We start from the raw sequence: 15,138 nt of genomic DNA, 5'->3' as shown, positions 1-15,138 counted from the left end.
AGAATAGTGAAAGCAAAAATATTATCCTTTTATCTGATTTGCGCATTGTTTACTCCTGCGCTGGCGCAAGAAAACAAAGCTTTAAAACTGTGGTATACAAAACCTGCGGGTCAGTTTGAAGAGGCTTTGCCATTGGGGAATGGCAGGTTGGGCGCCATGGTTTATGGTGGTATAACGCAAGAAAGAATTTCGCTGAATGAAGCTACATTATGGTCTGGCAAACCTGTAGATGCAACCAAAATAAATCCAAATGCACATACCTACCTGCAGCCGGTAAGGGATGCACTTTTTGCGGAAAATTATAAAAAAGCAGATAGCTTACAGCATTTTATGCAGGGACCTTATTCTGAGGCATACATGCCTTTGGGTTATCTGTTTTTCAATTTTGATCATAAGGGAGAAGCAACCAATTATAAAAGAGAACTGGATATACAAAATGCGATTTCAAAGGTTACATATCAGATAGATGGTACAATTTATACCCGTGAAACCTTTATATCGCAACCTGATCAAGTGGTGATCTTCAGGTTGACAGCAACGGGGAAGAATAAACTGAACTTTACAACCAATTTTGATAGCAAGCTGATTGCCGCAAGTCAAGGCAAAAATAATGTGCTGACAATGAAGGGATGGGCACCTGTTCATACCGAGCCCAATTATAGAGGTAATATACCTAATGCTGTAGTTAACGATACACTCAATGCGATGCGTTTTGCATCCGCATTAAAGGTGCTGAAAACAGATGGACAGCAATCTGCATCAGATTCTACGCTTCGAATCAGCAATGCCACTGAAGCTATATTGGTACTCTCGATGGCCACCAGTTTTAATGGCTTTGATAAGCATCCCGGTCTGAACGGTAAAGATGAAACTGCCTTAGCAAATGGATATTTCAAAAATGTTTTGAATAAGGATTATCAGAAGCTTAAGGATACACATACAAAGGACTTCAGGAAATATTTTGATAGGGTTTCTATTCAGCTTGGAGATACTGAAAACGAAAAGCTGGAAACTGTAGATAGACTCAATCGCTATGCTACAGGTAAAACAGATAACAGTTTGATTGCCTTATTTTATCAGTACAGCAGGTATTTATTGATCAGTTCATCGAGGCCAGATGGTATCCCTGCCAATTTACAAGGCTTATGGAATGAGTCGGTAAGACCGCCATGGAGCAGCAATTATACGACGAATATCAATGCTGAAATGAACTATTGGGGAGCTGAGACTGGAAATCTCAGTGAAATGCACCAACCCTTATTTAATTTTATTGAGCGTTTGTCTAAGACGGGAGCAGCCACTGCAAAAAACTATTTTAATGCAGGCGGCTGGGTATGTAATCACAACAGTGATATCTGGGCAATGACTAATCCTGTAGGTGATTCGGGTGAGGGAGACCCTAGTTGGGCAAACTGGCCAATGGGAGGTGTATGGTTGTCGACCCATCTATGGGAGCATTATGCGTTTAACCTTGACAAGACTTATTTGAAGAAACAGGCATATCCGCTTATGAAAGGTGCGGTTCAGTTCTGCCTGGATTTTCTTACTCCAGATAAAAAGGGAAATCTGGTTACTGCGCCTTCTACCTCTCCTGAGAATGTTTACATTACTGATAAAGGATACAGAGGCCAGACTTTATATGGAAGTACTGCTGATCTGGGAATGATCAGGGAGCTGTTTACGGATTACCTGAAATCAGCAGCTGTACTTGGGCTAGATCCGGATTTTCAGAAAAAAGTAAAGGACGCCATGGAAAGGCTATATCCTTATCAGGTAGGCAAGGACGGCAACTTGCAGGAATGGTACCACGATTGGAAAGATCAGGATCCAAGACATAGACACCTGTCACATTTATTTGCTGCATATCCGGGCACCAGCATCACCAGTTCGGCTAATCCTGTGCTTGCAAATGCAGTTAAAAGATCATTGCAGGTCAGGACGAACGATGGAACTGGATGGGCGATTACCTGGCGTATTAATTTATGGGCAAGAATGCAAAATGGCGAAAGAGCATATGATGCGGTAAAGAAGCTCATGCGTTTTGTAGGTAAAGACGCAGCTATTAAGATGGGCGGCGGTGGAGTTTATGCAAACTTGTTTGGTGCACATCCCCCGTTTCAGATTGATGGGAACTTTGGCGGAGGAGCAGGTATTGCAGAGATGCTTTTGCAAAGTCACCAGGGGTATGTTGAACTTTTGCCGGCGCTTCCTGTAGAATGGCAATCTGGGTCAGTTAAAGGATTTGTTGCCAGAGGTGGCTTTGTAGTCGATATGGATTGGAAAGCCGGAAAGCTGATTAGCGCAAAAGTATACTCACGCAATGGCGGGACATGTGAAGTGAGATATGCAGGACAGGTGAAAAAATTGGATACAAAAGCGAAACAGAGTTATGATGTCGTTTTTTAAAGTAGTTGAGTAATAAATCCATTATACTACATAAGTTAAAGACTAAATCAGTATTTTGCAATTCAAATCAAACCCAAACACCAAAAAATGAAGAATACCTTTTACGCTGCTGTATTAACCTGCCTTATCATCGCCGGCTGTGGCGGATTGAAACAAAACAATACCGTTCAAAATGATAAAAAAGGATGGAAACCGTTGTTTAATGGTAAAGACATCAACGATTGGTTTGTGAAAATCCATCACCACGACGTAGGCGATAATTTTGGAAATACTTTCAGGGTAGAAGATAGCATCATCAAAATCAGATATGATCAATACGGTGATTTCAATGATCAGTTCGGACATTTATATTATAAAACCCCTTACTCTTATTATCATCTTAAATTTGAATATCGTTTTGTCGGAAAACTTCAGAAGGGAGCCCCTGACTATACCTTGTTAAATAGCGGGGTCATGTTCCATTCGCAGGATCCGAGAACAATACTTAAGGAGCAGGACTGGCCTATTTCAATTGAAATGCAGCTTTTGGCAGGGTTGGGTGATGGCAGGCCGCGCCCTACAGGTAACATGTGCTCTCCTGGTACCAATGTAGTTTACAAAGGTAAGATCGCGGCATCTCACTGCTTGAACTCGACTTCAAAAACCTATGACGGTGAACAATGGGTACGTGGCGAACTGATTGTATTGGGCGACTCCCTGATCAAGCACATCATCAATGGAGATACTGTTTTGGAATACTCCAAACCACAAATTGGCGGAGGTACTGCTAACGGCTATGATCCTAAAATTAAGATAGATGGTAAACTACTGAGCAGTGGTTTTATTGCGCTGCAAAGTGAAGGTCAACCTGTGGATTTTAAAAACATCTGGATCAAAGACCTATCTAAATCAAAAAAATAGATTAGAGATTTTCGTCGGCAATGATCACAATGTCCTTGTCTAATTTCACGGTGTGGATTACCTTGGTTCTTTCGCTGTAAACCACAATTTTGTTTTCATCGAGGTATTGTACCAATCTGTAAGGTTCCGAGTTCTGGATATATCGCCACTGTGTATAGAACTGCTCTTCAGGTTTTCTTTCCTGAGGTAGGAAAGTGATGATGGCCTCAACGTCTGTTATGGTCCTGATAAAAAAGCGGTCGTTGGTGCTCAGCACTTTTTGGGCCTTAGGGTTGCTGTTAAAGTCCTGAATCACGAGCTCCCTTAGCTCTGTGGCAGATTTGGTTGGATTTCTATCAATGACGTCAACAATCAGGTTGCTTACCTCGTTCTTAGTTTTTAAATACTTGCCATTGCCTGTATGTGTTATTCTGAAATATATCTTAAGTGGTTGCATATGTTAGTAAAGCTACGTATTACTTAAGTAATACGGTTAATTCTAAAAAACTAAACCCATGAAATTGTTTTGCTTATCGCTGTAACCGTAGTGGCTCTGTCCGGGGATAGAGCCGGGAACCAGTCGGGATTTAGCGAGAGTTTTACTCCCTCGCGAATGCCCGCATAGCCGCCTGGAATAACAGGCCCAATCAGCAGACAGCTGGAGGGCCACCATAATAGGCACCGCTTGTTTTAACCTCAATTAATCTATTGAATAATTATAACGCATGCCAGATTTGTAAAGTCTCAAATATTAGCTATAATTGGCTTTATTTTTAAATATCTTAAGAAGCATGTTATGACGAGACTTTACACTAAGCTTTATCTGGTTACAATAGTGCTGCTAGTGCTTACTTCGCAATATCTTTCTGCACAGCAGCTGAGGAAACCAGATAGTATTGCCACATCCCCATTTTTTCCAGTATTTTCCAGGTATTCAATTGATAGTGCTGACACTAAAGATGTTAAGAAAATAAGCATTGATATCGAAATCAAGACGACTATACCAGATGGTTACCATTATTGTATTTCAGCGTTAAATGCTGATTTTAACGGAAAAAGCTTCCATCTCGCTCTTGCAACGCATACAAATGGCATTCCCATTGAATTAAAAAATGCAAAGGATACCGTATTTGGCCAAGGCGCAGTATTTACCAGATGGGGGAAGGACGCCGACATAAACTTAATAAAGACAAAAGGCTTTACAGAGATTGATTCTGGTCATACCAGCATCAGAAATGAAGCGTTGTGGAATAAAGGCCGGTACCGTATAACTTTATCCAAATCAGGATATACAGAAGGTAAACCGATACCCAGCCAGAGTTTAAATTGGGAGAAAAAATACCCGCTAACCGAATATGAGCATACTTGGTTTGCTATGTCAGTTGAAAATCTGGAGACCCGAAAAAAATGGCTGATCGGAACAATGGCCTTTCCAGGTAAAACAATGAAAATGACTCCCAGAATTCTTGTTTTTTTAGAGCAATATGGTCCTGCTATAAATTATGGAGCTAAAAACCGTGTTCTTAATATACCTACAATTTACTATAAAGACATACCAAAAGTGCAGCTTGTCATAGGCAATTTAAACATTAATGGTAAAAAGCAAAGACTTGAAAAAGCCACTGTTAATGGGCCTAAAGCGGAGATTAATATTTCTAAGGAAATATTAAACGTCAGCAAAGACGAAATTTGGTTTGAAACTGGCGAACTGCAGCAACCGGTTAGCGAACCCAAGAAATAGGGAGTGGTGGAAAACTATTTGTTTTCATGATGCCTCACGGCTTTATCTTAAGTTTCTGCTGAATTATTTGTAGTTTTTTTATTCGTAGCAGAGAGATCGATAAAATTGTTTTTAAGAACAATTATTCAGATTTATTATATTTTTTTTATTTGTTTTCATGAATGCTTCGCAGTTTTATCTTAAGTTTGCACAAAAATTAAAGATACATGAGTGTTTTAGTAAATAAAGATTCAAAAGTTATAGTTCAGGGCTTTACAGGAAATGAGGGTACTTATCATGCTTCTCAGATGATTGAGTATGGAACAAACGTTGTTGGTGGTGTTACACCGGGAAAAGGTGGCCAGACTCACTTAGACAAACCGGTATTTAATACTGTTAAAGATGCAGTTGATAAAGCTGGTGCTAATGTATCTATCATATTTGTTCCACCTGCATTCGCAGCAGATGCTATTATGGAAGCTGCTGAGGCTGGAATTAAAGTAATTGTTTGTATTACTGAAGGTATCCCAACTAAGGATATGATTCAGGTTAAAGAATATATTTCTGACAGAGACTGCCGTTTGATCGGTCCTAACTGTCCAGGTGTAATTACTGCTGATGAGGCTAAAATCGGTATCATGCCAGGTTTTATCTTCAGAAAAGGTACAGTAGGTGTAGTGTCTAAATCAGGTACTTTAACTTACGAGGCTGTTGATCAGGTAGTAAAAGCGGGATTAGGTATCACAACTGCAATCGGTATTGGTGGTGACCCGATTATCGGTACTACTACTAAAGAAGCTGTTGAATTGTTAATGAACGATCCTGAAACAGAAGGTATCATCATGATCGGCGAGATCGGTGGCGGTATGGAGGCAGAAGCGGCGCATTGGATTAAAGAAAACGGTACTAAGCCTGTTGTTGGTTTTATCGCCGGACAAACTGCTCCTCCGGGACGTAGAATGGGTCACGCCGGTGCTATCGTCGGTGGTGCTGATGATACTGCAGCTGCTAAGATGAAAATCATGGCTGAATGCGGAATCCGTGTTGTAGAAAGTCCTGCAGAAATCGGTGCAGCTATGGCTGAGCTATTAAAGAAATAATAAGATCTTCTTGTATAATGCAAAAGCTCTGGTGATCTAATCATCGGAGCTTTTTTTTGGAATGACATAATTATTACTTGGGTATGAAACCAAAACCTGATCTTTAAACGTATATTGATTTAACTAATTTTATAGAAAATGAGAGCTTTGATCAATAAAACATTTGTGTTGATGGGTTTGTTAGTCATCACGAGTTTGGTGGCCTGTGCACAGAAGCCCAACCCAAAAGAAACCGTTAAACAAAATGTAGTCATAAAGAAGAGCAATATGGAATGGAATAAATTAACCAAAGAGGAAGAGGATGTAATTGTACGTAAAGGTACAGAGTATCCTGGTACAGGAAAGTTGCTGAACAATAAAACAAAAGGAACTTATACTTGCAGACGTTGTGATGCTGCATTATACCGTTCTGAAACCAAGTTTGAGTCGCACTGTGGCTGGCCCAGCTTTGATGATGAGATAAAAGGTGCAGTTGAAAGAATTCCTGATGCAGACGGACAGCGTATAGAAATTGTATGTGCAAATTGCAAAGCACATCTCGGGCATGTTTTTACAGGTGAAGGTTTTACAAATAAGAATACCAGGCATTGTGTGAATTCAATCTCCATGAATTTTGTGCCAGATAAGAAATAATTTGTTTAAGAATGATATTGCTATAATGCCCGATGATAACTTGTCGGGCATTGTTTGTTTATAACCACTTAGTTTACTTATGTTTGCAGGATTCACCAACTAAAGTAAATATGAAGTATTGTTTATTGTTATGTGGTATGCTAATGTCTTTTGTCGGTTTTGCGCAGGAGACTACGGGAGATCAGGGGGCAGGCACGATTGCTAATAATGTTCATAAAACAGCATTAAATAACACAAAGGTATCTGATGAAGACGAATCAGAACTAATTTCTAAAACGGTTCTGGCAACATATTATCACAGAAAATTTGAAGGACGGAAAACGACAAGTGGCGTACGCTATCGCCGCAAGAAACTTACCGCCGCACACCTTACTTTACCTTTTGGGACTATAGTAACAGTAACAAATCCGGAAAATGGGAAGTCCGTCGATGTAGAGATCAACGATCGTGGGCCTCATTCTAAAAAATTTAAAATAGACCTGTCAGAAGCGGCGGCAAAGGAGATTGGTATCTTCGGAAAAGGTGTTGCTAGAGTAGAAATCAGCTACCTTCCGGAAACTGAATAATAACTTAACTTTTCAGGAGGTAAAGTCAGTTTTTTTAAATTATTAACAATTAAAAAAATTCCCTATCCCCTAAAAAAGAAATAATTAGCTTTTTTGTTGGTTGATTATGACTGAAATCTGATCTTTTTAAAGCAGTTATCCCACACCTTGTTAACAACTTTGTTCGATAAAAAATCCCTCATGCTTTATATTTGTTTAAGTAAGATTCTTTAATAAATCACACATAGATTTTTAGTTAAAGGTTTAATATTTAGTTGCTTAAGGTTGCCGAAGAATTCCGAGTCTTTTAATCTTTTAAAAATTAAGTATGGTTTCGCCGACTGTGTGATTTAACAAAGGTTTTAAAGTTCAATCATTCACAAATAAAAAGAGGCTTATGCAAGAAGAAGAGTTATTATTAAAGGAAAACAAAGACCGATTTGTTCTTTTACCGATTAAATATCCGGCAATCTGGGAGATGTATAAGAAAAGTGAAGCTAGTTTTTGGACTGCTGAAGAAATAGATCTTTCGGATGATCAGAAACACTGGGATAACCTGAATGATGGTGAAAGACATTTTATTTCTCATATTCTTGCTTTTTTTGCTGCCAGTGATGGTATTGTGAATGAAAACCTGGCTGTAAATTTCATGAGCGAAGTACAACTGCCTGAGGCACGTTGTTTTTATGGTTTTCAAATCATGATGGAAAATATCCACTCGGAAACCTATGCACTATTGATTGATACTTATATTAAAGATCCTGATGAAAAGGACCGTTTGTTCCATGCTGTTGAAACTGTACCATGTGTAAAGAAAAAAGCAGAATGGGCATTAAGATGGATAGAAGGAGGTAATTTTGCAGAGCGTCTGGTGGCATTTGCTGCAGTTGAAGGAATTTTCTTCAGCGGAAGTTTCTGCTCTATCTTCTGGCTGAAAAAACGTGGACTGATGCCGGGACTGACATTTAGTAATGAGCTGATTTCAAGAGACGAGGGTATGCACTGTGAGTTCGCTTGTTTATTGTACAGCATGCTGCAGACTAAATTGACAGAGGAACAGGTGCATGGCATCATTAAAGATGCGGTAGAAATTGAGAAAGAGTTTATTACCGATGCACTTCCTGTAGCGCTGATTGGTATGAATGCAAAACTGATGTCTCAGTATATTGAGTTTGTGGCCGACAGATGGGTTCAGGAGTTGGGTTATACTAAAATATACAACGCAACCAATCCGTTTGACTTTATGGAGATGATTTCTCTACAAGGAAAAACAAACTTCTTTGAGAAAAGGGTAGGTGACTATCAGAAAAGTGGTGTATTGACTTCTACTGAAGACAAAGCCTCTGCATTCTCATTAGATGATGATTTTTAGACCTTATTGAGGTTAGACAATAAGGAAATTAGATAAATAGTTAAAATTCGGTGCCGATGCTGGACTTGCTCATCACAAATTCAATACGCACCATAAATACCTGAAAAATATGTTTGTAATAAAAAGAGATGGCCGCAAAGAAGCGGTACGGTTTGACAAGATAACGGCTCGTATTGAGAAGTTATGCTATGGTTTTAATGCTGAACTTGTAGATCCTATTGATGTTGCCAAGAAGGTGATTGAGGGCTTATATGATGGCGTAACTACTTCCGAACTGGATAATCTTGCAGCTGAAACCGCAGCCTCTTTAACCACCAAGCATCCTGATTATGCTTTGCTGGCTTCACGTATTGCTGTATCTAACTTACATAAAAACACTACGAAGTCGTTTTCTAAAACGATGGAGATGTTGTATAAATATATTGATGATAAAACTGGAAAGCCTGCTTCGCTAATCGCTGATGATGTTTGGGAAGTAATCCAGGAGAATGCTGATATATTAGACAGTACAATTATATACGACAGAGATTTTGGTTTTGATTATTTCGGGTTCAAAACTTTAGAGAAATCTTATCTGTTGAAAGTTGACGGTCAAATTGTAGAGCGTCCTCAGCATTTATTTATGCGTGTAGCTGTAGGTATTCACAAAGCTGATATCGATAGTGCTATTGCAACATATAACTTAATGAGTGAGCGTTGGTTTACACACGCTACCCCTACATTATTCAATGCAGCTACTCCTAAGCCTCAAATGTCGTCATGCTTTTTGTTGACTATGCAGGACGACAGTATTGAAGGAATTTATGATACATTAAAACAAACTGCTAAAATTTCACAAAGTGCAGGCGGTATAGGTCTGAGTATTCACAATATCCGCGCAACCGGATCTTATATCGGTGGTACCAATGGTACAAGTAACGGTATCGTGCCAATGCTTAAAGTATTTAACGATACAGCACGTTATGTAGATCAGGGTGGAGGTAAACGTAAAGGTGCATTCGCAATTTATTTAGAGCCTTGGCATGCTGATGTATTTAGCTTCCTGGACCTGCGTAAAAATCATGGTAAAGAGGAATTACGTGCGCGTGATTTGTTCTACGCACTTTGGGTTTGTGATTTATTCATGAGACGTGTAGAAGAAAATGGCGATTGGAGCTTATTCTGTCCGCATGAAGCACCTGGATTAGCAGATTGCTTTGGTGAAGAATTTGATGCTTTATATGAGCGTTACGAAAAAGAAGGAAGAGCACGTAAAACCATCAAAGCTCAGGAATTGTGGTTTGCTATCCTTGATTCACAAATTGAAACAGGTACGCCTTACTTATTGTATAAAGATGCTGCAAACAGCAAATCAAACCAGCAAAACCTGGGTACAATTAAAAGCTCTAACCTTTGTACTGAGATCATAGAATATACTTCTAAAGATGAGGTGGCTGTTTGTAACCTTGCTTCACTTGCTTTACCTAGATTCGTAATTAACGGTGAATTTGATCACCAAAAATTATATGATGTTACTTATCAGGCTACCATCAACCTGAACAAGATCATCGATTATAACTATTATCCAGTAGAAGAGGCTAGAAATTCTAACATGCGTCACAGGCCAGTTGGTTTGGGTGTACAAGGATTAGCTGATGCGTTTATTTTAATGCGCTTACCTTTTGAAAGTGAAGGTGCCCGTATTTTGAACAAAGAGATCTTCGAAACGATCTATTTTGCAGCAATGACTGCATCTCATGATCTTGCAGTTCAGAACGGTCCTTATCAGACATTCAAAGGTTCTCCTTTGTCTGAAGGTAAATTCCAGTTCGATCTGTGGAATGTAACACCAGACAGCGGAAGATGGGATTGGGAAGTATTGCGTGAAAAAGTAGTAAAAGATGGTGTATATAACTCACTATTGGTAGCGCCAATGCCAACTGCATCTACTTCACAGATACTTGGTAACAATGAATGTTTCGAGCCGTATACTTCTAATATTTATACCAGAAGGGTATTGAGCGGTGAGTTCATCGTAGTAAATAAACACTTGCTGAAAGACTTAGTTGCTTTAGGTTTGTGGACTCCGGCTATGAAAGACAGGATCATTTTAGCTAACGGTTCTATCCAGGACATCGCAGAGATCCCTGATTATATCAAAGAACTGTACAAAACAGTTTGGGAGATCAAAATGCGTAGTATTATAGATATGGCTGCTGACAGGGGAGCTTATATTTGCCAGTCGCAATCATTAAACTTGTTTATCAACGCGCCGAATACATCAAAACTAACTTCAATGCACTTCTATGCATGGAAAAAAGGTTTGAAAACAGGTATGTATTACCTGCGTACTCAAGCTGCTTCACAAGCTGTTAAGTTTACAGTAGAGAATCAGGCCGGTAAAAATATGGAACCGGTGATTCCTGAACATATTTCTCAAAGCCAAAGTGCTGAAGAGATTATAGAAGGGCCGGTTTGTACAATGGAAGAAGGTTGTATCAGCTGTTCAGGTTAAACTGAACCAGTAATTAATTCTAAGAGGCTGTATCATTCACATGATCAGCCTCTTTTTTTATCTGTAAGGTTGTGAATAATTACTTACAGGTGAAATAGTATATCTGCTACATAACGTATCTTTGCGCCAATGGCTAAACACGAGATTATACCCTGCGAGCGTTGTGGTGCACCCATAGAGTGTAAGGCCAATTCTTACACAAAATGCCAGTGTAGCGTGGTTCAACTCAATCTAAATGAGGTTCAATACATTAGCGAACTTTATGATGGCTGCCTGTGTGCAAAATGTTTATTCGAATTGCAGCAGGAGTATAGAGATAGCGTGGCCTCCTAGTTATCGGCCTAATCTTTTATTTTTTTTGGCTAACTTTGGACACAAATTTTAAGACCGATGAAGAAAGTAAAAGTTGGCTTGGTGCAGATGAGCTGCACTAAAGATAAACAGGAGAATTTAGATAAAGCGATTTTAAAAGTAAGAGAAGCAGTAGCAAAAGGTGCTCAGATCGTTTGCTTGCAAGAGCTTTTTACCTCTCTGTATTTTTGCGATGTCGAAGACTATGATAATTTTGATCTTGCTGAATCGATTCCAGGCCCGTCAACTGATGCTTTACAAGTGATTGCAAAAGAATTGGGTGTTGTGATTATTGCTTCGTTATTTGAAAAACGTGCCGAGGGACTTTATCATAATACTACTGCAGTTTTGGATGCTGATGGCTCTTACCTGGGTAAATACCGCAAAATGCATATCCCGGATGATCCGGCTTTCTACGAAAAATTCTACTTTACACCAGGCGACTTAGGTTATAAGGTATTTCAAACCAAATTTGCTAAAATCGGCATATTGATTTGCTGGGATCAGTGGTATCCTGAGGCATCACGTATTACTGCGTTAATGGGTGCGGATATTATGTTTTACCCGACGGCTATTGGTTGGGCGACAGATCAGGATGAAGAAACAAATAAGGATCAATATGATGCATGGCAAACCATTCAGCGTTCACATGCTGTGGCAAACGGAGTCCCGGTTGTGAGCGTAAACCGTGTAGGTTTTGAGCAGAATGGGGCAATGAAATTCTGGGGAGGAAGCTTTGCGACAAATGCTCAGGGAAGACTGCTTTACCTTGGCTCCCATGATCAGGAAGAGACGGAAGTGGTAGAACTAAATTTATCCGACTCTGATTTCTATCGCAAGCACTGGCCTTTCCTTAGAGATCGCAGGATCGATTCCTATCAGCCCATCACAAAAAGATATATTGACGAAGATTAAGAGCGTATTTAAGATTTAGAAATGTCCTCATTTAACGAAGTAATATTTAATAACAGCCCTAAAAAGAAGGGCTATAGTTTTCCCGCCGAATGGGTGAAGCACGAAGCTACATGGCTCAGCTGGCCTCATAAAGAGGCTTCATGGCCAGGTAAAATTGAGACCATATATGAACCTTACTGTCAGTTTATAAAAATTGTAGCAGAGGGTGAAAAGGTAAGGATCAACATCAATGATGAAGGTACAAAAGCCTTTGCGACTGAGGAACTTAAAAAAGTAGGGGCAAATCTGGATCAGATCGAATTCTATTTTAATGAAAGTAATGATGCCTGGTGCAGAGATCACGGTCCGGCTTTTTTACTGGGTAGGGAATCAGGAGAAAAAGCGGTAGTAGACTGGGGTTATAATGCATGGGGAGATAAATATCCTCCATATGATCTTGATGATGTCATCCCAACAAAAATAGCACAGCATTTTGATTTACCTGTTTACCATCCGGATATTGTGATGGAAGGAGGTTCGGTAGAGTTTAATGGAGCAGGAACAATTTTGACAACTACTGCTTGTTTGTTGAATGAAAACAGGAATCCTCATTTGAGTAAAGAGCAGATTGAGCAATACCTGATGGAGTTCTATGGTGCGGAGCAGATCCTTTGGTTGGGCGATGGTATTGTTGGAGATGATACAGATGGACATATTGATGACATCACACGTTTTGTAAATGAAGATACCGTATTGACAGTAGTAGAAAGTAATCCTTTGGATGAAAACTATTTGCTCTTACAAGAAAATCTGGAAATGCTAAAGACATTGCGGTTGTTAAACGGAAAACCATTGAACATAGTTGAATTGCCTATGCCGTGTCCGGTGATCCATGAAGATACCCGTTTACCAGCCTCTTATGCTAATTTTTATATAGCAAATGTAGCAGTTGTAGTGCCTACGTTCAGGGATGTAAATGATGAGAAAGCACTAAAGATCATTCAGGAAGTATTCCCTGATAGAAAAGTAGTGGGTATAGATTCCACAGATATCATATGGGGACTCGGAAGTTTCCATTGTTTGAGTCAGCAGGAACCTGCTTTACAGAAATAAACCAATAGATAACCAAACAAAATAGTATACATGAAATTATTAGAAGGAAAAACAGCACTGATCACTGGTGCTTCTAAAGGAATAGGCCGCAAAATAGCGGAAAAATTTGCTGAACAAGGTGCTAATGTAGCTTTTACCTACTTGTCTTCAGTGGAGAAAGGTCAGGCACTGGAAACAGAACTCCAAAGCTTTGGAACAAAAGTTAAAGGGTATCGTTCAGATGCATCTAAGTTTGGCGAGGCTGAGCAACTCATCAATGAGATCGTTGCCGATTTCGGTGGATTAGACATCGTTGTCAACAATGCTGGTATCACTAAAGATGGCTTGTTAATGCGTATGAGCGAAGAACAGTGGGATGAGGTCATCAATGTGAACCTTAAATCTGTTTTTAATGTATCTAAGGCTGCGTCTAAGGTAATGATGAAAGCGCGTAAAGGTTCTATCATCAATATGAGTTCAGTCGTTGGTGTGCAAGGTAATGCAGGTCAGGCAAACTATGCTGCTTCAAAAGCTGGAATTATTGGTTTCTCTAAATCACTGGCAAAAGAATTGGGCTCACGTAACATCCGCACCAATGTAGTTGCCCCAGGTTTTATCCGTACAGAGATGACTGACGTTTTAGATCCTAAGGTAGTTCAGGGTTGGGAAGAAGGTATTCCTTTAAAAAGGGCAGGAGAGACTGAAGATGTAGCAAATGCATGTTTATTCCTTGCTTCAGACATGAGCGCCTATGTAACGGGGCAAGTATTGTCTGTTTGCGGCGGAATGTTATAACTGATAAAGTATTTGTAATAAAAGAGGTCATTTGAAATGGTAATATACCTTTTCAAATGACCTTTTTTATTTGATTATATATTTACCGTTAAGTTCGGTTACCGTTGGTATTAGTTTGTTTTTTTGAAAGTAATCATATCCAACTCTTAATGTCTCCCATAAATTTTTCTGTTGAGGAAACCTCGGCAACTGTTTGTTGAGGTTTGCTGTATTCATTTTGAAAGGGAAGATATGAACAGGGATTTGCTGTTGCCCTGCATTTCTTGCTTCTACAGCAAGGACGTAAACTTCTTTAATTTTTTCGTCGGTTAATGGAATGCAACCCACTGTAACGCAATTTCCATGAATGTAAATGTCTCCTCCTGGTTTTTCTTTGCCACTCCTTAAACGATCGATACCATTAGGGTAATTTACCCCCAATGACAGGTAGAAATTGCTTTTGGGGTTGAATGCATTAACATGATAAAAACCTTCCGGAGTTTGAAGGTCACCCTCTTTTATCTTTGGTCCAAGTGTTCCTGAGTTGGCACAAAAGCTATATGCCTTAAATAGTTGGTATTGCTTTTTATTCCTGTCTTTAACCCATATTTCTAATCTTGATTCATATTTATAAGCGACGATGTAAAGATTAAAGGCTTCTTTTATACCTGCAGTTTCCAACTCCGTCTTCAGGACCGGCCATTTTTCTTTATAAGCTGTTCTGACCCTTTCAAATGTCAATTGATGCGCTTTAAAATCTGTTTGGGCTATTGTTGTTGTGGTCATGGAAAACAATAAGAGGAGCTTTAAAAACCATTTCATAATACACGTTAATTTCTAAAACAAACTTAGATAAAATGCTTCGCAGTTTATTTTAA

The 15,138-nt window shown here is 39.3% G+C and carries 14 protein-coding genes; 12 read left to right on the top strand and 2 right to left on the bottom strand.

Annotated elements, in window-relative coordinates; translation table 11 throughout:
• Positions 1–6 precede the first annotated feature (6 nt).
• Entirely contained in the window at positions 7–2,406 is a 2,400-nt protein-coding gene (locus R2Q78_RS21685; protein ID WP_316794715.1) for a glycoside hydrolase family 95 protein, read from the top strand.
• An 87-nt stretch (positions 2,407–2,493) separates the two neighbouring features.
• Positions 2,494–3,306 carry a DUF1080 domain-containing protein gene (locus R2Q78_RS21680; protein ID WP_316794714.1) on the top strand — a complete coding sequence of 271 codons (813 nt, stop codon included), beginning with the start codon at positions 2,494–2,496 and terminating at the stop codon, positions 3,304–3,306.
• A 1-nt stretch (position 3,307) separates the two neighbouring features.
• Here the strand turns inward: R2Q78_RS21680 and R2Q78_RS21675 are convergent, their stop codons facing one another.
• A complete protein-coding gene (locus tag R2Q78_RS21675; protein ID WP_316794713.1) occupies positions 3,308–3,742 on the bottom strand; it encodes a hypothetical protein in 435 nt (144 codons plus the stop codon).
• 339 nt (positions 3,743–4,081) lie between these two features.
• Between R2Q78_RS21675 and R2Q78_RS21670 the strand changes: the two genes are divergently transcribed.
• The 10 genes from R2Q78_RS21670 (at position 4,082) to fabG (ending at position 14,281) form a co-directional block, all read left to right on the top strand.
• Positions 4,082–5,026, top strand: a complete 945-nt coding sequence (locus R2Q78_RS21670) for a hypothetical protein (RefSeq protein ID WP_316794712.1) — start codon at positions 4,082–4,084, stop codon at positions 5,024–5,026.
• Positions 5,027–5,232: 206 nt separating this feature from the next.
• Complete coding sequence (sucD, locus tag R2Q78_RS21665; RefSeq protein WP_316794711.1) at positions 5,233–6,105, top strand: succinate--CoA ligase subunit alpha; 873 nt, start codon at positions 5,233–5,235, stop codon at positions 6,103–6,105.
• Between the two features lie 138 nt (positions 6,106–6,243).
• Positions 6,244–6,738, top strand: a complete 495-nt coding sequence (locus R2Q78_RS21660; protein ID WP_316794710.1) for a methionine-R-sulfoxide reductase — start codon at positions 6,244–6,246, stop codon at positions 6,736–6,738.
• A gap of 110 nt (positions 6,739–6,848) precedes the next feature.
• The gene (locus R2Q78_RS21655) at positions 6,849–7,304 is read left to right on the top strand and encodes a septal ring lytic transglycosylase RlpA family protein (protein ID WP_316794709.1); all 456 of its coding nucleotides are present in this window, start codon (positions 6,849–6,851) and stop codon (positions 7,302–7,304) included.
• Positions 7,305–7,680: 376 nt separating this feature from the next.
• Positions 7,681–8,655, top strand: coding sequence for a ribonucleoside-diphosphate reductase small subunit (locus tag R2Q78_RS21650; RefSeq protein ID WP_316794708.1), 975 nt, complete (start codon positions 7,681–7,683; stop codon positions 8,653–8,655).
• Positions 8,656–8,764: 109 nt separating this feature from the next.
• On the top strand, positions 8,765–11,149 hold the full coding sequence (locus tag R2Q78_RS21645) for a ribonucleoside-diphosphate reductase subunit alpha (RefSeq protein ID WP_316794707.1): 2,385 nt from the start codon (positions 8,765–8,767) through the stop codon (positions 11,147–11,149).
• Positions 11,150–11,278: 129 nt separating this feature from the next.
• A complete protein-coding gene (locus R2Q78_RS21640; protein ID WP_316794706.1) occupies positions 11,279–11,482 on the top strand; it encodes a cysteine-rich CWC family protein in 204 nt (67 codons plus the stop codon).
• A 57-nt stretch (positions 11,483–11,539) separates the two neighbouring features.
• Positions 11,540–12,415 (top strand): carbon-nitrogen hydrolase, encoded by an 876-nt coding sequence (locus R2Q78_RS21635; RefSeq protein WP_316794705.1) that lies wholly within the window; start codon positions 11,540–11,542, stop codon positions 12,413–12,415.
• Positions 12,416–12,436: 21 nt separating this feature from the next.
• Positions 12,437–13,507, top strand: a complete 1,071-nt coding sequence (locus R2Q78_RS21630; RefSeq protein ID WP_316794704.1) for an agmatine deiminase family protein — start codon at positions 12,437–12,439, stop codon at positions 13,505–13,507.
• Between the two features lie 30 nt (positions 13,508–13,537).
• Positions 13,538–14,281 carry a 3-oxoacyl-[acyl-carrier-protein] reductase gene (gene fabG / locus R2Q78_RS21625; RefSeq protein WP_316794703.1) on the top strand — a complete coding sequence of 248 codons (744 nt, stop codon included), beginning with the start codon at positions 13,538–13,540 and terminating at the stop codon, positions 14,279–14,281.
• Between the two features lie 66 nt (positions 14,282–14,347).
• On the opposite strand, the gene R2Q78_RS21620 is transcribed toward fabG, so the two are convergent.
• A complete protein-coding gene (locus R2Q78_RS21620; RefSeq protein WP_316794702.1) occupies positions 14,348–15,082 on the bottom strand; it encodes a murein L,D-transpeptidase family protein in 735 nt (244 codons plus the stop codon).
• Positions 15,083–15,138 lie beyond the last annotated feature (56 nt).

The organism is Pedobacter frigoris, from assembly GCF_032678645.1.
GTDB classification, from domain to species: domain Bacteria; phylum Bacteroidota; class Bacteroidia; order Sphingobacteriales; family Sphingobacteriaceae; genus Pedobacter; species Pedobacter frigoris_A.
The sequence above is the reverse complement of the archived record's forward strand: the minus strand, read 5'-3'. Positions and strand labels throughout refer to the sequence as shown.

What these genes read in the sequence shown, in the direction of transcription:
- R2Q78_RS21680 (WP_316794714.1), top strand. Translation starts at nt 2,494, where the DNA reads ATGAAGAATACCTTTTACGCTGCTGTATTAACCTGCCTTATCATCGCC.
- R2Q78_RS21675 (WP_316794713.1), bottom strand. Translation starts at nt 3,742, where the DNA reads ATGCAACCACTTAAGATATATTTCAGAATAACACATACAGGCAATGGC.
- R2Q78_RS21670 (WP_316794712.1), top strand. Translation starts at nt 4,082, where the DNA reads ATGACGAGACTTTACACTAAGCTTTATCTGGTTACAATAGTGCTGCTA.
- sucD (WP_316794711.1), top strand. Translation starts at nt 5,233, where the DNA reads ATGAGTGTTTTAGTAAATAAAGATTCAAAAGTTATAGTTCAGGGCTTT.
- R2Q78_RS21660 (WP_316794710.1), top strand. Translation starts at nt 6,244, where the DNA reads ATGAGAGCTTTGATCAATAAAACATTTGTGTTGATGGGTTTGTTAGTC.
- R2Q78_RS21655 (WP_316794709.1), top strand. Translation starts at nt 6,849, where the DNA reads ATGAAGTATTGTTTATTGTTATGTGGTATGCTAATGTCTTTTGTCGGT.
- R2Q78_RS21650 (WP_316794708.1), top strand. Translation starts at nt 7,681, where the DNA reads ATGCAAGAAGAAGAGTTATTATTAAAGGAAAACAAAGACCGATTTGTT.
- R2Q78_RS21645 (WP_316794707.1), top strand. Translation starts at nt 8,765, where the DNA reads ATGTTTGTAATAAAAAGAGATGGCCGCAAAGAAGCGGTACGGTTTGAC.
- R2Q78_RS21640 (WP_316794706.1), top strand. Translation starts at nt 11,279, where the DNA reads ATGGCTAAACACGAGATTATACCCTGCGAGCGTTGTGGTGCACCCATA.
- R2Q78_RS21635 (WP_316794705.1), top strand. Translation starts at nt 11,540, where the DNA reads ATGAAGAAAGTAAAAGTTGGCTTGGTGCAGATGAGCTGCACTAAAGAT.
- R2Q78_RS21630 (WP_316794704.1), top strand. Translation starts at nt 12,437, where the DNA reads ATGTCCTCATTTAACGAAGTAATATTTAATAACAGCCCTAAAAAGAAG.
- fabG (WP_316794703.1), top strand. Translation starts at nt 13,538, where the DNA reads ATGAAATTATTAGAAGGAAAAACAGCACTGATCACTGGTGCTTCTAAA.
- R2Q78_RS21620 (WP_316794702.1), bottom strand. Translation starts at nt 15,082, where the DNA reads ATGAAATGGTTTTTAAAGCTCCTCTTATTGTTTTCCATGACCACAACA.